At 67.2% G+C, this 17,640-nt stretch carries 17 protein-coding genes; 9 read left to right on the forward strand and 8 right to left on the reverse strand.

The annotated features are described in order from the left end of the window. Positions 1 to 422: 422 nt before the first annotated feature. Positions 423 to 599 (reverse strand): hypothetical protein, encoded by a 177-nt coding sequence (locus AB4030_RS00005; RefSeq protein ID WP_442277116.1) that lies wholly within the window; start codon positions 597 to 599, stop codon positions 423 to 425. Positions 600 to 725: 126 nt separating this feature from the next. On the opposite strand from AB4030_RS00005, the gene AB4030_RS00010 reads away from it, so the two are divergent. Beyond that, complete coding sequence (locus AB4030_RS00010) at positions 726 to 1,349, forward strand: hypothetical protein (protein WP_442277117.1); 624 nt, start codon at positions 726 to 728, stop codon at positions 1,347 to 1,349. 623 nt (positions 1,350 to 1,972) lie between these two features. Here the strand turns inward: AB4030_RS00010 and AB4030_RS00015 are convergent. Next, positions 1,973 to 2,452, reverse strand: coding sequence for a DUF4265 domain-containing protein (locus tag AB4030_RS00015; protein WP_442277118.1), 480 nt, complete (start codon positions 2,450 to 2,452; stop codon positions 1,973 to 1,975). Between the two features lie 178 nt (positions 2,453 to 2,630). Between AB4030_RS00015 and AB4030_RS00020 the strand changes: the two genes are divergently transcribed. Next, positions 2,631 to 3,086 (forward strand): hypothetical protein, encoded by a 456-nt coding sequence (locus AB4030_RS00020; protein ID WP_442277119.1) that lies wholly within the window; start codon positions 2,631 to 2,633, stop codon positions 3,084 to 3,086. Positions 3,087 to 3,445: 359 nt separating this feature from the next. Here AB4030_RS00020 and AB4030_RS00025 read toward each other — a convergent pair whose 3' ends face one another. The 4 genes from AB4030_RS00025 to AB4030_RS00040 form a co-directional block, all read right to left on the reverse strand. Beyond that, positions 3,446 to 3,787 carry a hypothetical protein gene (locus tag AB4030_RS00025; RefSeq protein ID WP_442277120.1) on the reverse strand — a complete coding sequence of 114 codons (342 nt, stop codon included), beginning with the start codon at positions 3,785 to 3,787 and terminating at the stop codon, positions 3,446 to 3,448. A gap of 176 nt (positions 3,788 to 3,963) precedes the next feature. Further along, positions 3,964 to 4,146 carry a DNA gyrase subunit A gene (locus AB4030_RS00030; RefSeq protein ID WP_442277121.1) on the reverse strand — a complete coding sequence of 61 codons (183 nt, stop codon included), beginning with the start codon at positions 4,144 to 4,146 and terminating at the stop codon, positions 3,964 to 3,966. A 165-nt stretch (positions 4,147 to 4,311) separates the two neighbouring features. Continuing rightward, positions 4,312 to 4,992, reverse strand: a complete 681-nt coding sequence (locus tag AB4030_RS00035) for a signal peptidase I (protein ID WP_442277122.1) — start codon at positions 4,990 to 4,992, stop codon at positions 4,312 to 4,314. Between the two features lie 129 nt (positions 4,993 to 5,121). Continuing rightward, positions 5,122 to 5,691 (reverse strand): hypothetical protein, encoded by a 570-nt coding sequence (locus tag AB4030_RS00040; RefSeq protein WP_442277123.1) that lies wholly within the window; start codon positions 5,689 to 5,691, stop codon positions 5,122 to 5,124. Between the two features lie 443 nt (positions 5,692 to 6,134). Between AB4030_RS00040 and AB4030_RS00045 the strand changes: the two genes are divergently transcribed. After that, entirely contained in the window at positions 6,135 to 7,061 is a 927-nt protein-coding gene (locus AB4030_RS00045) for a helix-turn-helix domain-containing protein (RefSeq protein ID WP_442277124.1), read from the forward strand. Positions 7,062 to 7,791: 730 nt separating this feature from the next. Here AB4030_RS00045 and AB4030_RS00050 read toward each other — a convergent pair. After that, positions 7,792 to 8,211, reverse strand: a complete 420-nt coding sequence (locus tag AB4030_RS00050; RefSeq protein ID WP_442277125.1) for an SMI1/KNR4 family protein — start codon at positions 8,209 to 8,211, stop codon at positions 7,792 to 7,794. A gap of 562 nt (positions 8,212 to 8,773) precedes the next feature. Here AB4030_RS00050 and AB4030_RS00055 point away from each other — a divergent pair. After that, entirely contained in the window at positions 8,774 to 9,733 is a 960-nt protein-coding gene (locus AB4030_RS00055; RefSeq protein WP_442277126.1) for a patatin-like phospholipase family protein, read from the forward strand. A 286-nt stretch (positions 9,734 to 10,019) separates the two neighbouring features. Then, positions 10,020 to 10,349 (forward strand): hypothetical protein, encoded by a 330-nt coding sequence (locus AB4030_RS00060; protein ID WP_442277127.1) that lies wholly within the window; start codon positions 10,020 to 10,022, stop codon positions 10,347 to 10,349. A gap of 132 nt (positions 10,350 to 10,481) precedes the next feature. Here the strand turns inward: AB4030_RS00060 and AB4030_RS00065 are convergent, their stop codons facing one another. Next, positions 10,482 to 11,702: a LacI family DNA-binding transcriptional regulator gene (locus tag AB4030_RS00065; protein ID WP_442277128.1), complete on the reverse strand. Its 1,221-nt coding sequence runs from the start codon at positions 11,700 to 11,702 to the stop codon at positions 10,482 to 10,484. A 373-nt stretch (positions 11,703 to 12,075) separates the two neighbouring features. Between AB4030_RS00065 and AB4030_RS00070 the strand changes: the two genes are divergently transcribed. The 4 genes from AB4030_RS00070 to AB4030_RS00085 all read left to right on the forward strand — a co-directional run bounded on the left by AB4030_RS00070 (position 12,076) and on the right by AB4030_RS00085 (position 17,630). Next, the gene (locus tag AB4030_RS00070) at positions 12,076 to 13,473 is read left to right on the forward strand and encodes an ABC transporter substrate-binding protein (RefSeq protein WP_256796290.1); all 1,398 of its coding nucleotides are present in this window, start codon (positions 12,076 to 12,078) and stop codon (positions 13,471 to 13,473) included. A 25-nt stretch (positions 13,474 to 13,498) separates the two neighbouring features. Continuing rightward, on the forward strand, positions 13,499 to 14,437 hold the full coding sequence (locus AB4030_RS00075; RefSeq protein WP_442277129.1) for an ABC transporter permease: 939 nt from the start codon (positions 13,499 to 13,501) through the stop codon (positions 14,435 to 14,437). A 275-nt stretch (positions 14,438 to 14,712) separates the two neighbouring features. After that, positions 14,713 to 16,467 carry a dipeptide/oligopeptide/nickel ABC transporter permease/ATP-binding protein gene (locus AB4030_RS00080; RefSeq protein WP_442277130.1) on the forward strand — a complete coding sequence of 585 codons (1,755 nt, stop codon included), beginning with the start codon at positions 14,713 to 14,715 and terminating at the stop codon, positions 16,465 to 16,467. Further along, positions 16,464 to 17,630: an oligopeptide/dipeptide ABC transporter ATP-binding protein gene (locus tag AB4030_RS00085; RefSeq protein ID WP_442277131.1), complete on the forward strand. Its 1,167-nt coding sequence runs from the start codon at positions 16,464 to 16,466 to the stop codon at positions 17,628 to 17,630. Before AB4030_RS00080 ends, AB4030_RS00085 begins: the two co-directional genes overlap by 4 nt. Positions 17,631 to 17,640: the final 10 nt, after the last annotated feature.

Below are 17,640 nucleotides of genomic sequence, written 5' to 3' on the forward strand. Positions count from 1 at the left end.
CGAGCCGTCCTCGCCTGCCGCGCAGGATCTGAGCCGCAAGGATCAGCAGCCACGCGAGAACGCTTAAGCCGAAGAGCGCGGAGCCGACAAGCAAGTCCGTCATAAGTCCAACTACGAGGCAGCCCAAGAACAGCCAGCCAAACCTGAACGGCGTGGAGCCCCACGCGTTCTTGAAGCTGACGAGGCCCACCAGCGCGACCGCCTTCCGAATCATTCGCTCCGACGCGACAACTCTGCATCGCCGCTTCTGACCTACGCCCAGCGACGGGAACAAGAGTCGCAAGCTCGAGTGGACGGAACTTTACAACCCGCAGCAGACGCCAGGCTTGAGCTCGCAGGAGCACGCGCGCTCATGCCGCGATGAGTATGCTGACCGACCGATCAGGCGGCTCGCCGAGCAACCGTGCTGCCGAGCGTCGCCTTCAGCCGCTCTGCCGGGTCACGTGCAGACGGAACCGACCAGCCTCGCCGTAGTCGAGTAACACGGTGCCTGGTCCGACGCGCTCCATACGGAAGGCGTCAACGGCTTGCCCAAGATCGCCCAGGGCCAACTCGTCGATGATCTCCTCGATGATGGCTTCTGGGCTGACGTTAGACATGCCTCCAGTCTTGCGCACCAAAGCACTCTCATGCCGCCAAGCGCTGGTGCCGGCTGAGACAACGGGTCGGCACGCGCAGAGGCGCCGGGTCGTGCGTGGCCGGTCGCTCCGTGCCATCGTTCTCGCGTGACCGAGCCCATCCCCAGTCCTGAGTCAGTCGGCGTCCGGTTTCTCAACTGGGGCGGGCGTTTCGGTGGGGTGCTGGCCTGGCTCATCGTTGGGCTCCTGCCGCTCGCCTTCGACTTCTTCGGAGTCCTACCCGGAGTCGGCATGACTGACGCGAGCAATGGTGCTCCAGACGCGTTTCCACCCGCCGAAGCAGCCGGATACACCCTCTACTGGCTCGTCATGGCCACATTCATCTACCAAGTGGCGGTGATCCCCGAAGCCTTGCTCAAACGGCAAGAAGGCGTCGTGGTCATCCGGGGGTCGGCGTTCACTACAGCGGTCCCGCTTGGCGCCGTTGACGCCGTGCGCGTCGGGCCAGGTGTGCCAGTGCTAGCAGCTGCCGGACAAGATATTCCGGTCTACGCCCTCATTGCCCCCAACCTGCCCGAGTTCGGTCCTTTCCGCCGCCGCCGTCAAAAGGCATTCCGGGCAGCAGTACTCGCCGCCAAGGAGGTACACGTGACGAAGACGCAGCTCGAAGCCCCGGCGAGAGCGATAACGGGCCTGTCGAAGCCTCAGGTAGCCATGGCGATCGTGAACGCGATCTACACCGTTTTCGGACTTCTCTCGACGACTCGCTGACTTCCTGTCATGCCGCTGGTGGCGTCAGCATTCGTGATCCACACGCGATGCCTCCAAGCTCGCGCGCCGCGCCGGGTCCGAAACGGTCGCCTGGCCCGATGGAGCGCACGGGCCGCCCTTTCACGCCTTTGGCTGGCCTCCAAAGAACAGCGACGCAAGGGATGCTAGGGCAAGCACTAGTAAGAGCCAAGCAGTCGCCGCGCCAAATGACTTGAAGTCTCCGTGGATAAGCGAGACGACTATCATAACCAAGGCAGCAGCTAAACCTAAAACGTTCGATATCTGAAAATGGAACGGGAGCCGTCGAAAACCTCTGATTATCCTAGTGAACACTGCTACGCCGCACCTCTTCGCTCATGGGGCATTCCCGGCAAACACGCCGCTTGGCCGAGGCCAGAAGGTCAAACGAAACCGCTCCACCTCAACGCGCCGTTTGGAGATCATCCGTTTCGTCGGTAGACCGCGGCCGGACCGGATCTCGTCATGCGCATCATGGCATGGGACTTCCGGTCATGCCGCTCTTCGAGCTCGTGCCGATTGTGAGGTCGGGCCTACGTCCAGCCATGCGGCCGGACTGTCGGTGGCTCTCCGTGGCCCTAGGGCCGTACAACCGAGTCGAAGGACTACAGGTCGTCCCACCGCGCGCCAACGCACGCTTCCTCGAAGGTCCACCGGCCGGCTTCGGTGCCAGCACGAAGCAGACCCTTGATTGCCCCCAAATCGGCTTCCGCAGGGATGTCAAGCGCAAGCATCCAACTCGGTGGCCCCATGCTCTCCACGTCGACGCCCAGATTCGTGAACTCCGTTCCAACGTGTTCGACAACGACGTTGGGGTCGCCCTGGATATTGAGCGAGACTCGTACGACGTGGCGACCGGACCAATGACGAACCCGGGTGACCCAAAGTCTCCCGTCGGCGCCGGACTCCGCTTCCACGATGTCGTCGAATGCCACGCCGGTCACGAACCAGGGGACGTTCGCCAAGCGGAATGTCCCGTCACTCAGCTCGGAGGCCCACAGGCCTTCGCTCTCTACGGACGTGCGGGCCTGGGCGTCGGGCACGAGGTGGAACCTCACCTGCACCATGGACTCGGAATCGCTCACCGACGACACCGTAGTGTCCACCGAACGGCGGATGACCGATGTCATCCCCCGGCCAGGATCCCCGATGCGCCCTTGAGTGACCACCGGACCAAGAGCCCGTAGACGTACGGAGATGCCGCGCTCCGAGCGATCGTGCCGAGAAGAGGACGTGGTCTCGGCCCAGTGGCACCCTATGGCAATGAATGCCGCGCGATTGGCCGTCCGAAGCCGTAGGCGAGCCATCTTTCAGGCGCTCCTGGCCGCCTTGGTCACCGCAGTCATCGCTTCTGCTATCGGGCTTCCGAGTGCGCTCGTGGTGGCGTTGGCTGGGATCGCTGCAGGAGCGAGCGCCCGGTTCGCCCCGCCGCAACAGGTCTGGCTGAGCGGGGACAGCCTCGTCGTTGAGGGATGGAGACAGCGACGAACCGTGCGGCTCGCCGACATTGATTCGTTGTCGATCCAGGTGGTCAGGATCGATCCGCCCTTACTCGAGATCATCTACGCACGAAACAAGGCAGTTGGGCCCATCTACCTAAGGGACTCTTCGAAGCCATTTCTCGACGACTTCGTCATAGCCCTAGAAGCCCATGGCCGGGCTGATGACCGATACATCCACGACAACTTGGTTTCGGTGCGCCGATTTCTAGGTCGCTGAGCCGAGTTCTGAGCTCGTCCTGACATGCCGCGGACGGGGCGTCGCCGCCGGTACTCCGGCCGCGCGTGCCCGGTCCTGTGTCGAGGACTAGGACAAGTCGTGCTTCCGGTCGGCTCTCCAGCGCCAATACCGCAGGACGGCCCAGACGAGTTGCACCACAGCTCCGGCTAGCACTAGGACGACCCACAGTGCTGGCATCCCGTTGTCGACCATCGGCCTTGCGAAGACCGCGAGGAAGACGAGAATCCCCACGCAGACCGTAAGAACGGTGCGGGGGTCCTCCCTATCGGTCAACCACCTGATGTCGCGCACGGCCGAGAACCTACATCCTGGCGACGTCCACACATGACGCAATCAGGTCATCGGTGCTGCGGGGCGTGAAACTCAACCTGTCCCTCATCGAGCGATTCGTGATGCCTCTCCGAGCCGCCGTAGTCGGTCCATTCCCATGAACCAGCCCGGATCACGACCCGCAAAATGCGCCCGTCGACCGAAACGCCCGACGCATCCAACTCGAGGTCCTGAGTCTGGTCGAGACGGATACGCACACGCTGACCGTCGGTCCAGACAGCGGTGAGTTGATGCCAGTTGTCGTGAGGACGCCCAAACCATCCGGACGGCAGCTTCAGACTGGCTACCTCGTGGACCTCGAAGAACGCCGCGACCGCATCAACGATTGCTCCCGGTGATCCCTTGGTCATAGGGCCCATGATGCCCAACACTCAGGGGCGCGCGACGCTCGCACATGCCGCCGATCGCTAGCGTCGATAACAACCAACGCCTGCCCAGGGCCCGGGCGCCATGCGTATGCGCGATGCCTCCGAACCCTTCCCGCGAGTCGGCGCTTCGAGCCGCGAGGTAGAGCGGCAAAGCAGCCCTACCGCCAATCGGCAAAGAGCCGCCCGTTGTCGATCGCGGAGTCGCCGTGCGGGTGGCGGGAGCCCATGACCTGTCCAGCGACCTTGGCGCACTTTACGTGCGACTTGGACAGGCGCAGGTTCGTCGCGGCGGCCACGCCGTGGAGCAGGCGGGGTGGACCCGGCTTGAGCCTGTCGCACACGTCGGACAGGCCATGCGCTGGGGTTCGCTTCGCCCGTGTTGGGGCGGCCGCCGCAGGGTTGCCTGGGTGGCGCCTTCTCTGGGGCGGACCGTGTTGGCCACGCCGGATCCGGCAATCAGGGAAGTACGGACGGGGTACCGGAATCCGGGGGTTGTGCTCGCGGGGTCAGCCGGCTCCGACAAGAGGGTCCCGGGCGGGGGCAGCGCTCCGGTCCGCTGCCGGGCCCGGCCGGGAGCTCTTGGTCGGCATCTCGGGGTCGCCCGCTGGGTGCGTGACCGCGTCCGGGCCCGGGTCTGCGGAACTGTGCTCGGTCTTCGTCGGGGTCTCGGTCTTCGAGGGCCAGAGGAGCACGACGAGAGCAACGGTGAGCAGTCCGATCCCGATGGGGACCAGGTGGCCGCCGATGGCGGGCTGGTGGAGCCAGATCGCCGCGTAGCCGATGTACGGGACGGTCGCGATGACGCGGTAGGCGCTGTCACCGTGCATCCTCAGGGTCCACGGGTCGGGGACGGCGTTGTGGTCACCCTTGGTGTTCACCATCGTCGCGGCGGGCGTGCGGGTGATCGCGGTGACCCGGTGCACGACCAGACGCGTGTGGTCGTACGGGTCGGTGACCACCAGGATGTCCCGCGGCTGGACCGCGCCCAGCGGGATCCGCTGGGTGACGACGACGCCGCCGATGTGCAGGGTCGGCTCCATGCTGCCGGACAGCACTGGCCGCACCTGGTACGCGCCGGTGAAGACCGCGACCGCGGCGAGCACGAACGCGAGGACCAGCAGGACCAAGCCGGTGTTGACGAGGCGTCGGGTCGCGGCGCGGATGGCGGCGCTGGGCTGGAGCGTCATGCAGGGGTCCGTCCTGGGGCTGGGTCGAGCGGCGAGGTGGGGTGTGCGGCAGCGAGCGGGTGTAGCGGCAGGTGCCGCTCACGCGTGGGTAGGCCGCGGAGTGCTGCGACCTACCCCCGCGAGGGGTGATCAGCCGACGTAGCTGACGGTCACCGACGGGTTGACGACGCCGCCCTCGCTAGCGTTCGTCAGGGACGCGCACTGGCCGCTGCCAGCGTAGAACTCGGTCGAGAACGAGTCGGTGCCGCCGGAGACGACCGGGCCCTGGAGCTGGATCGGGTGGGCCTGCAGGCCAGACAGCTTGCCGTCGTAGGCGACGCCCTTACCGACCGGCGAGATGATCTTGACGCAGATCTCGCTCGCCAGGGCGTTGCTGGCAGCGTTGTCAGCGTGGACGTCGCCGGCCGACAGGACGATCGCGTTCGCGGTGGCGTTGCCGTGGTTCGTGATCGTCGTCGGGACCACCCCGGAGGAGAACGTCGACTGGGTTGGGCCGAGGTCGGCGAACGAGGCCGTCTTCTTGTCCGTGCTGATCGTCACGCCGGAGGCGTCCGAGGTCAGCTGCATGTCGATCGAGCCGGCGGTGACCTGCTGCGTGGTCGTGACGGCGTCGGTGAACGTGGCGCCGGCACCGGCACCGATCAGGCCAAAGCCCGCCGCAGCGACAGCGGCGACAACGGCGATCTTGCGAGTGTTCATTACTCTCCTTGATGTGTGGCCCCCGCCGCGGACGTCGGGCACCCCCCTCGATGCCCGATCGTTCAGGCACCGGCCCCGACGTGTGCCAGGAACAAGCCCTGTTTTGTCAGGTCATCTCGGGAAGATCAGCCGCTTTCGTCCGATGTCGTACAAGGTCGTACGGGCATTTCGGGGCAAACACCCACGATCCCGGCGACGCTCCGCTGCCCTCTTGCCGGGCACTCGGCGGTGACGGGCGCTCCGGCTGGCCCAGCGCGAATCCGTATCAAACGCCACGAAGTTCGCAATGCGGGCAGGTGTCGCTGCGGTCTCGGCAAGTGGCCGCGGCGTTGCTGCCCACCGTGTCCGCGGTGTCGGCTACGGTGCAGACCATGTCGGGGGACGGCACTGGGGGTGCCTTGAGTCATGCCGTCGGGCAGCGGGATCCGCTGTGCCCGACACGGGTGAGCACTGCGGAGGAGTTCGCGCAGCTGCTGACGGGGGTCCGCGAACGAGCGGGCCTCAGTGTCCGGGAAGCGGCCGCCAAGGCCGGCCTGCCGTCGGCGTCCGCCGGCGGGTACTTCGCCGGGCGGCATCTGCCTCCCGCGAACCGACCCGAGGTGCTCACGGCCCTGCTTGAGGCGTGCGGCGTCTGCGAGGAACATGCCGTCACGTTCTGGCTGGAGGCGCTGCGCCGCGCCCACCATTCCCGCCGCGCCCGCGCCCGCGAAGCCGCCCAGGCCAGCGAAACCAGTGCGCGGGTAGCGGATCCCGCAACAGCCAACCTCGACCAGAGCACGCGCGAGGCCGCCCGGCGCCTCCTCCTGCGACTGAGGCTGCTGGAGCGACTGGGCCGACTCGAGCGAGCCGCAGCCACCGAAGGTTCCGGGGGTGGCGCAGGCCCCTCGCTGCGCTGGGAGGACCTCCCCGCGGCCCTGTCTCGTCACAGCCCGACCGTGTCGTCGCTCGCCGCAGCCGGGCTTCTCACCGCCGACGACGGTGGTCTCACCCTGACGCGACCGCTCGGGCTCCACCGCGAACCGGCACCTACGGCCGGCAACACGGACCCGGACGCGACCCGCGCCGGGGTCCGGCTCGTCAACCGGGCCGCGGACTGGCGCGACGACGGGCAGGACCCCAGTCACCTGCTCAAAGGAACGCTCCTGGCTGCGACGCTGCGCTGGGCCACCCCGGACATCCGCAAGTGGCTCAGCCACACTGAGCTGCGTTTCCTCGCCGCCAGCGAGATGGCTCAGGCCCACGAGCACGCAACGGGTAGCCGCCGCACGAGACGCTCTCGCCTGGTCCGGCAGGTCGCCGTGGTCACCTTGGTCAGCGCGACCGGATGGGCCGCGGCTGCCGCCGCTGCAGCCTCGGGAGCGCCGCGGTAGGACCGTCCCGCAACAAGCCGCGGGTCAACAAAGAGCCCCCTCGAGCCACGTCCGGCTCGGCTCTTAGCGTTGCTGGCGGGTGCACATCCCGGCGCTTCAGGGCCCCCGCTCCCCTCTGGGAGCCGGGCTGCTTGTTCGCTGCAGCGAGGCGGCCAAGCGGGTGCGAGGACCGGAGGACGCCTGGCGCGGGGTGTTTCCCGGCGCCCGAGCCAGGCTCCGAGTCAGAGGCGGAGCCAACGCCCGAGCCGACACCGGTACCGGCGAACGAGTCCGCATCCACCCAGGCACCGACCCGCCACCAGAACCTGCCCGCAGCCTGAGCCCGAACCGGCGCCTGAGCATGGCTCGCAGCCCGAGCGGCCCACTCACCATCTCCATGGTTCGCGGATGGTTAGTTCCTCGGGTGGCACATGCGGGCCGCCCGAACCCTCAGCGGCTCACTAACCGAGCACCGGGTTTACCGCTCATGCCGCTGTCGGCGCGACACAACCGTCTCGATGTCCGCGTCCCCACGCTAGGGCTCCGGCATGGCACGAGTGCTGCTGACCGGGATGTCCGGCGCCGGCCAGAGCACCGTCTTGGACGCCGTTGGGCGCCCCGGCTACACGAGCCGCGTTGAGGGCGAGCTGCGGTAGGTGCTTTCTTCAGCCTTCCTGCTGCCAGCGCTTCAATGCTTCCACATAGGCAGGATTCACCCAGACCTGAGAACGGTTGTTACCTCTGGTAACGACTATGGGCGTGGCCTGCCGCTCAAGGTCCGCGAGATCGTCGGCAACAAGTGAGACCTCATCGGGGGTGTAGGACCTTTCATGATCCCAGAAGAAGATCCGCCCGCGTGAATCCATTCCAAGCAGATTCCCCCGGCGCAGTCCGCAATCGGGATAAACCAGGCGGGCACGCTGTCGCGAAGTTCCTTCCACCGCTCAGCGATACTCGCCGGACCTGTCGGGTCCGCAGTCAGGAAGCGGTCGACACCTACAGAGGGGTGCTGTTCCAGTTGGTTGGACCGCACCCTTACACCGTTCCGCCGGCCCTGAAGCATCGCTTTCAGCGACTCGGGAAGACGGGTCCCAATGACGTCCTCCGTAGCCGATATCTGCTCAGGCGTTGCCAAAGCAGGTTCCTTACCGAAAACCGAAAATCCGCTCACTCAATGCTCCTGTCGCTGGTGGCGATGTTCAGTTCTGGCGGCCCAGACATTCGCTGATGGTCTACTCCGCCGTCCGATGAGCGCAGTGTCCACCATGTCTGCGCTTCCATCTTGCGGTCCTCCCCAATGATGGCCGCACCTCCCATGCGCCGCACGGCTTGGCACAGTCACTACAGATCGGCCTTACGGACCCTCCTCCGTATCCTGGCCGGCACGCCGAGTGAGTCGATGCGCGCTGACCGGTCCTTCGCTCCCACGCGGTACTCCAGCGCCCGATGCTCGGTGCTCGGCTCTCGCGAACGCTCGCACATGCCGCGGAGAGGGTTAGCTTCCGGTTCGCGCCGTCTCAGAAGTCCTGATCCCTGAGGCCGAGTTCGTTCCACTTGGCGGCGGCTTCCTCACGGTCCAGCGGCGAGCGCGCGCCTACCGCCGATTGTGGAACCGTCCCTGGAGGCGGAGTCACCAAGGACGTCGGGGCGGTCCGAACTGCGGTTGGCCGCGGGAGGTGGGGACCGGTCCGAACCCCCTGTTCTCAGTCGGCATACGGGTCAAGATTGGGGGCATGGGTGGCATCGGGCTCGTCCTTGGCGCCGGGGGCGTCGTTGGGCAGGCGTACCACGCAGGCGTCTTGGCCATGCTGGAGCACGACATCGGCTGGGACCCCCGGAAGGCCGACGTGATCGTCGGGACATCGGCCGGGTCCATCACCGGCATGCTGCTGCGAGTCGGCATCCCGGCTACGGAGCTGGCCGCGTGGACGGTTCGCGCCCCCCTGTCCGCCGAAGGCCGGGTGCTGCACCAGATCGCGGGGACCGACGTGCCGGAGTTCCCGCCCTTCCGCCCGCTGGAGGTCCTTCGCCGCCGTCCGAACCTGCCCGGTTGGGAGATGCTGCTGCATGCCGCCGTCCGCCCGACGCGCTTTCGCCCTCGGGTCGCCGCCCTCGCTCTCCTCGCCCCCGGGGACCACGACATCGTTGAGCAGCTGAGGGTGCTTCGGGAGGTGGAGGGTCAGTCGTGGCCGGAGCAGCCACTGTGGGTGTGCACCGTTCGCCGGGAGGACGCCAGACGGGTCGTGTTCGGCCGACCCGGCAGCCCCGACGCACCGCTGCACCTGGCCATCGCCGCCTCGTGCGCCCTCCCCGGGTATTTCGCGCCGGTAACCATCGGCAGGCACAGCTACATCGACGGCGGTTCGCATTCCCCCACCAACGCCGCCATCCTGCGCGAGCTCCAGCTCGACCTCGTGGTGGTGGTCTCTCCCATGTCAGGGCCTTCGGGTCTGCCATGGGACCTCTACGGTGCTTCCAGGTGGCACTCCGGCCGCCTCGCGCGCCGGGAGGTCAACGCCCTTCGCCGGACGGGGACCGACGTCGTGGTCTTTCGTCCGGGACCGGCCGAGCACGAGGTCATGGGCAATGACCTGATGGCCAAGGACCGATTGAACGAGATCGTTCAACAGGCCTTCATCGGTGCCGGCGCGCACGCTGCAGAACCGCAAGTCAGGAAAATCCTGCTGTCCTGACCTCGCGCACTCGTCGACGCCTGGCCCACTCGTTGTCGACCGCGGCTGGACCCCGCCGCGTCAGCCAAGTCGGGAAGTTGGGCACCTCCACGTCGAATCTGTGGACTGAAGACCGCACTCACAGGCCGCGCTGAGTACATGAGGCGACGGTGTCCTCAGCGCCTTCGTCACGCATTTCTTGTGAAGCCAAAAGTCAGCCGTAACTGATCGGAGTCCCACAGCGCCCGAGGATCTAGGCTCGTTCATTGCCGAGGCGATCAGCGCCGGCGCCAAGGGAGGTGCCATCGTGGATTTTGAAGCGGAACCGGGCTCACGACGCGTTCCAGAGGCCTGGGAGCTGCCCACTCCCGCCTACCCCGTCAACGATCGGGGTCAGACCTACGGTGCCGATATTGATGCACCCAACCCCGCTCAGGGTCCAGATCTGGTGCGCGCCTACGCAACGAACGGGAAGCTCGGCTACGTCTACGGGGCGAACATCAATGACCAGCCGGCTTTCTCGTCGCCGGAGGAAGCCGCCGCGTGGAGTCGGGCGACGAGGTCCGAGGCCCCCCGCTCGATCCCTGTCTACGAGCTGGACGGCGTCACCGTCATCGGTCAGTTCAAGATTGGGTGACGAGCCCCCGCCTGACTCAGTTCGACGTCGATCCCACCTGAAGCGGCTCGGCGACGAACGTCCGGAACTGCCGCGTTGGGCGCGGTCCTGCCGAGGAAGTCGTATCGGGACGTCCCTTGCGCGGTCAGTGCCTCAGGATGGGTGAGGCGCGCTGATGGAGTTGCCCTGGTGAAGGGTCATGCGGATGGCGTGTTTGCCTGTGCGCGGCTTCTCGGACATCAGCAGGTCGACGGCTAAAGCGCCCATCTCCTCGTGGGGTAGGGCGATGGAGCTGAGTGATGGCTGGAGCCAGCCGGCAAGGTCTGAGTGGTCGAACGACACGAGCGACACATCCTCTGGGATGCGCAGTCCTGCGGCGGCGAGGGCCTGGTAAGCGCCGAAGGCGAGGCGGTCGTTGGCGCAGATGAGGGCTGTGGGAGCCCGACCTTGGGCGAGGATCGTGGCGACTGCCTCGCGTCCGTTTTGCGGTTCCCAGTTGTCGGTCTCGCTGATGCCGGCCAGAGCCTGTCCGGCGTGGGCCAGTTCTTGTTTTACCCCGGCGAGCCGGTCATGCACGGCGGTGCCCACGCGTCCACCCCATTCGGGGCCGCCGCGGAAGTCCAGTGTTGGGCCGCCGATGTAATGGATGCCTTCGCGGTGGCCATGTTGCAACAGCGTTTGGGCCGCTGCCCGACCGGCCTCGACTTCGTCCGGGATGACCATCGGGACACGATCGTCGGGTGCGCAGCAGTTGAGCAGCACCAACGGGATCCCGCGGAGCACGTCGGGGATGGTCACGGCCTGGGTGAACATGGAGGCGTAGATGAATCCATCGACCCGGCGGTCCACGAGGTTCTGCAGCAGGCGCTCCTCGGTGTCCTTCTCGCCGAGAGTCTCGGCGATGAACATCACGGTGTCGTGCTTGCGGGCCTGATCGAGGGCTGCGCCGATGATGCGGTTGGCGTAGGGGGTGCTGGCCACGAACTCGGACACCAGCGCGATGGTGCCAGACTGCCCGGTGCGCAGGATCTGGGAAGTCACGTCTGGGCGGTAACCGAGGGCGGCGGCGGCCGAGCGCACCCGCGCCTGCGTCTCGTCGGAGATGCGCTGATCGGTGCGCCCAGTCAGGACGAACGAGGCCGCGGAACGAGAAACGCCCGCGACCTCCGCCACCTGGGCCAAGGTGACCCGACGGGCTCCCGCGCCGGACCGCGCACGGCTGGGTCTGGCTGACCTCTTCTTCGACGTCCCGGGCGTGGCCGCCTTTTCCACGGGATCAGTCGCGGCGTCTGACAAGGCATCGCCCATGCGGTCCCCGTGCAAGTGGTCGCGCGCATCGGGAGCGGCATCGGTCGGGCGGTTTTGTCCGGTCACGTAGCTCGTCCTCTCGCTCCGGTGTGGCGGCGATGCCCACCCTAGTCGAACGTCGGATCCGACGCTATTTGCTGTTAGCGGCTTGGCTATATCGCGTTAGCCCTTGACAGTCTCTGACTGGCGCCCCTAGCCTCGTAGGAGTCGCTAAACGCAGTTAGCACTGAGCCAACGGAGTCTTCAGATGTTCTCGAACCCTGCCTTCCGACGCAGCCGCCGCCGCACCTTGACGCGCGCCGCTGTCGTCGTTGCCGTCCTGCCGGTGGTGGCCCTGTCGGCGTGCTCCCGTGCCGGGACGAACCCAACAAGTAGCACCGCTGCCGGGAGTGAGCTCACGTTCGGCGCCCCAGCCGGCCCGCCCTCGTTGAACCCCGCCGTGGGCGACCCGGCCTACGGCGCGACCTACCAGTGGGCCTACGACCCGCTGGTCGTGATGCAGCCGGACGGCACCTTCGGACCGGGGCTCGCCGTCAAGTTCGGCTACGTCGCAGGCAGCAACAACAAGGTCTACGAGATGACGCTGCGAAACGGGGTGAAGTTCAGCGATGGGGAAACTTTGGACGCGAAGGCCGTCAAGACCTACCTTGACTACCTGCGGGCACAGAAGACCGGGTCGCTGGCCCCGCTACTCGCCAACGTCAGCACCATCGACGCCACCGGTGCGATGACCGTTCGTATCACCCTCAAGAGCAGCGACCCGAGCCTGACGTTCAACTTCGCCCAGGCGTTCGGGGTCGGCAACATCGCCAGCCCCAAAGCGGTGGCCAACCCCAGCACGCTGGACAAGAGCACGGACGGGGCCGGCCCGTACATGCTCGACCCGGCCCAGACCGTCAGCGGCGACCACTACACGTTCGTGCCCAACCCGAACTACTGGAACAAGGACCGGCAGCACTGGAAGAAGGTGACGGTGCGGGTCATCGCCAACCCGTCGTCGATGATCCAGTCGATGCGCTCCGGTCAGGTCCAGGCCGCGCTCGGTGACCCCACCACGCTATCCGCGGCCAAGAGCGCCGGCCTTAACGTCATCGCTCCTCCGCAGGCCATGTCGGGGCTCAACCTGCTCGATCGCAATGGCACCATCAGCAAGCCGCTGGGCGATGTCCGGGTCCGGCAGGCGCTGAACTACGCCGTAGACCGTAAGGCCATCGCGAAGGCGCTCTACGGCGACGAGGCTCTCGCGTTGAGCCAGTACTCGCTCACTGGGCAAGCCGCCTACGACAAGGCGCTGAACGAGCGCTACCCCTACGACGTGGCCAAGGCCAAGCAGCTTCTCGCCGAGGCCGGGTATCCGAACGGGATCACGCTCGAGTCGATCGACACGACGGTGGCCGGCTTGGACAAGCTGATGCAGGCGATTTCCGGGCAGCTGTCCGCCGCGGGGGTGACGCTGAAGATCACGACGAAGCCGGGCGTCAATGACTATGTCATCGGGATGCTGTCGACCAAGTTCCCCACTGCGGTCATGGGCTACGGCCTGGCGAACATGGCAAGCCTGTACGCCGGGTTCATCAACCCGGCCGGGCCCTTCAACCCCTTCCACTACAAGGACGCCGAGCTCGACAAGCTGTACGCCCAGTACTACGCAGCCGACGAGGAGCAGGGCGCGGCGCTGCAGAAGCAGATCAACGCCCGCCTGGTCGAGCAGGCCTGGTCGGTCCCCGTGGTCGGGGCACCGCTGAGCTACTACACGACCAAGGGCATCACCGGCCTCGACGCCACCTCCGCCAACTCGGGCGTGCCATGGCTGACCGAGATCAGGCCGGCCGGCTGAGCGCGGACCGGACGGAGATCACCTGATGCTCAGACTCGTCGCACGGCGGCTCCTGTGGTCCGTGCCACTCGTCTTGGCCGCTGCCGCCGTATCCTTCATCGCTGTCGGTCTCCTCCCCGGTGATGCTGCCCGCTCGTTGCTGGGGCAGAACGCCACAGAGGAACAGCTGCAGGAGGCCCGTCACCAGCTCGGCCTGGACCTTCCACTGTGGGAGCAGTACTGGCACTGGCTGACCAACGCCCTGCAAGGCGACCTCGGCACTTCACTGATCAGCCGCACCCCGGTGGTCGACGAGCTGAACTCCAGGATCGGTGCCTCCCTCTCGCTGATCATCGGTGCCACGCTCTTGGCCGCTGTGGTCGGGATCGCCCTCGGTGTGCGCGGCGCCCGCCGTGGGCGCATCGGCCGACTGGTCGACACCGTGTCGGTGATCGGGTTGGCCGTGCCGGACTTCTGGCTCGGGCTCATCCTCGTCGTGGTGTTCGCCGTCGAACTGCAGCTGTTCCCCCCGAACGGCTACGTGGATCCGCTCGAAGACCCGATCGGGTGGGCCAGCTCCCTCGTCCTGCCCGTTATCACCCTTGCGGTTCCGGCCGTCGCGATCATCGCCAAACAGACCCGCGACGCCGTCGCCACGGCGCTGGATCGCCCCTTCGTGCGGACCCTGCGAGCGGCCGGCATCTCCGACCGTTCGATCCTCTTCCGTCACGCACTGCGCAACGCCGCGATCCCGATCCTCACCGTCGTCGGGCTGGTGTTCGTCGGTGCCCTGAGCGGCACGGTCGCAGTGGAGTTCATCTTCGCCATCCCAGGTCTGGGCAGCACCGCCGTGCAGGCCACCGCTGCCCATGACTTCCCCCTCATCCAAGGAGTCGTCGTGTACTTCACCCTCATCGTCATCGTGGTGAACCTCGCCGTGGACCTGGCGTACGGCTACTTCAACCCCAGGGTGCGTCTGACATGACCGAGAACTCAGTCCTCAGCGAGCCAATCGCAACGCTCGTAGTGTCCGAGACGTCCGACACGCCGCACGTGACCACGGCACGACCCCACTGGGCGCGTTCGCTGCTTCGCCAGCCACGCGGGTTCACCGCGGTGACGTACCTCGCCCTGTTGGTCCTCGCGGGCCTGCTCGCCTCGAGCATCGCGCCGTTCCCGCCGGACCAGCAGAGCCTGGCAGAGGTCCTTCAGGGGCCCTCGAGCAGCCACCTTCTCGGCACCGACACCCTTGGGCGGGACGTGCTGAGCCGGCTCCTGTACGGCATCATGCCCTCGCTGCAGAACTCACTCATCGCGCTCGTCGTCTTCCTCGTCCTCGGCATCCCGGTCGGGATCATCGCCGGCTACCGCGGCGGCAGGTTCGACGCGATCGTGGGGCGAGTGACCGAACTGATGCTGGCCGTTCCCCCGATCATCCTCGTGCTGGTGGTGCTCGGTGTGTTCTCCTCCAGCCCGCCGGCAGCGATGGTCACCCTCGCAGTTTTGGCCGCACCGGGTCTCGTGCGGGTCGTTCGCGGGGCCACGCTCGCGGTTCGTGAGGAGCTGTTCGTCACCGCTGCCAAGGTGGCCGGGGTCCGCCCCGCCCGCATCATGGCGACCCACGTCCTGCGCCGCGTTCTGGGCCCGATCCTGGCTCAGGCCACCGTCTTCGCCGGGGTGACCCTGGCCGTGCAGGCCGCCCTCGCGTTCCTAGGTCTGCTCAGCTCCGACGCCCCTACTTGGGGCGGGATGATCGGCGAGGCCTCGACGGTCATCACTGAGACATCGTGGCTGTTGATCCCCCCGGGGGTCATCCTGGCCGTGACCGTCCTGGCCCTCGGGCTGCTCGGAGACACCATCAGGGACCTCACCTCCGGGGAAGCCGCTAACTCCGCTCGGCCAAGCCGCCGCTCACGCAGGGCTGCCGCGGCCCGGGCCGGCACACAGGCTGAGTCCAGGGAGGCGCTGGCGCAGGACACGAGGTCGTCGCGGGCGCCCGCGGACGAGGGAAGTCTCGGTGCGGGGAGCGATGCGTTGCTCGAGGTGCGGCACCTGGCTGTCACTACCGCCGGGTCGCAGCCGATTACGCTGGTCGACGACGCCACCTTCGTCATCCACCCCGGTGAGGTCGTCGGTGTCGTCGGAGAGTCCGGCTGTGGCAAGAGCGTCACCGCCTTGGCCGTGCTGGGTCTGCTGCCGGAGGGGCTGTCCGCGTCCGCGGGGCAGGTGATCTTCCACGGGACTGACCTGGTTGCCGGTGGGTCGGCCGCCTACCGCCCCGTCCGCGGCTCGGGCATGGGGTACGTCGCTCAAGACGCGCTCGGGAGCCTGGACCCGAGCCACACCATCGGCAGTCAGCTGATGGAAGTCATCGCCGTCCACGAGGACACCTCGAAAGCCCAGCGGCGGGCCCGGGCGATCGAGCTGCTCGAGCAGGTGAAGATCCCGGATCCGGAGCGGGTGCTGCGCATGTACCCGCATGAGATTTCCGGCGGCATGGCCCAACGCGTGAACATCGCCATCGCACTGGCCGGCCGGCCGCAGCTGCTGGTGGCCGACGAACCCACCACCGCCTTGGACGTGACCGTGCAGGGCGAGATCCTGCGGTTGCTGCGCGACCTGCAGCAGAGCACCCAGATGGCCGTGCTGCTGATCACCCACGACTGGGGTGTGATCGCCGGTATCGCGGACCGGGCGGTTGTCATGTACGCCGGTGAGGTCGTCGAACGGGCCGACGTGCAGACCCTCTTCACCCATCCCCGGTTCCCGTATACGGCAGCGCTGCTCGCCGCCGAGCCGAGCCTGGCCGCCGAAAGCTCACGCCTGCCGACCCTGCCGGGCAGGGTCCCACCGCCCGGGTCTTGGCCAACCGGATGCCGGTTCGCGAGCCGGTGCGCCTTCGCCCGCGATCAGTGCACGCAGGGCCCCATCCCCCTCCTGGCCGTATCGGGCCAGTCGGACACCCGCTGCATCCGCATCGAAGAGCTTGTCAGCGAAGGAGCGATGCCGCGATGAGCACCATGGACTCCACCGACACCCCTGCCGTCGACGACACGACCATGCCCGTCCTGGAGGTGGGCAACCTTCGGGTCGGGTTCCGCCGCCGCCGCGCCGAGAACACGTTCTGGGCCCTGGACGATGTCAGCCTCACCGTGCTCCAAGGCCGCACCATGGGCCTCATCGGCGAGTCGGGCTCCGGCAAGTCGACCCTCGCCAACGCCGTCCTCGGGCTGGTCCCGGTCCAGTCCGGCACCGTCCAGCTCGACGGCAAGGACATCACCATCCTGACTGGAGCACCACGCCGGTCCCTCGGCCGGACCTTACAGGCAGTGTTCCAGGACCCGAACAGCTCTCTGAACCCGTCCTGGACCATCGGGCGGAGCCTGGCCGAACCGATGCGCGCCCAGGGCGTGCGGTCCAAGACTGAGATCCGGACACGCACCGCGCAGATGCTCGAGGATGTCGGTCTGAGCCCCGATGCGGCCGACCGGCTGCCCGGCCAGTTCTCCGGAGGACAGCGTCAACGCATCTCGATCGCCCGGGCCCTGATGACTTCACCCCGGCTCGTCATCTGCGACGAGTCCGTGAGCGCCCTGGACCTGTCCGTGCAGGCGCAGATCCTGAACCTGCTCAGCGACCTGCAGGACGAGCACGGGGTTAGCTACCTGTTCATCTCGCACGACATGTCCGTCGTGCGGCACGTCTGCCACGACGTCACCGTCCTCTACCGGGGCCAGGTCATGGAGGTCGGTCCCACCCGCCTGGTCACCGCGCATCCAGCCCACCCGTACACGCACGAGCTGCTGCTTTCCGCGCCCGTCGCCGACCCCACGATCCAACGCGCACGGCAACAGCAGCGCCAAATCGTCCACGACGCCAAGCTGGCCCAGGCAGCCACGTCCGCGGAGGCTGACGTCGGCCACGACAGCTGTCCCTTCGTCTCGCGCTGTCCCGTCGCCCGCGACATCTGCAGTCGGCAACGTCCCGCGCTCCGGCCGCTGCCCGACGGGCGGTCCGTGGCGTGCCACCGCTACCCCGAATGGCGAAGCGAACTGCCCGACACCACCCTCCCGGGTCCTTCCCCGACCGGGGCGCACAGCCCTGATGTGACGCCCCCCGATCCCGGGACAGAGCCTCACCCTGGAGCCGTGGGCCTTCGCGTTGACCCGGCGCGGTGAGACCTGTCGA

The organism is Terrabacter sp. 2YAF2 (genome assembly GCF_052114705.1).
Classification (GTDB): domain Bacteria; phylum Actinomycetota; class Actinomycetes; order Actinomycetales; family Dermatophilaceae; genus Terrabacter.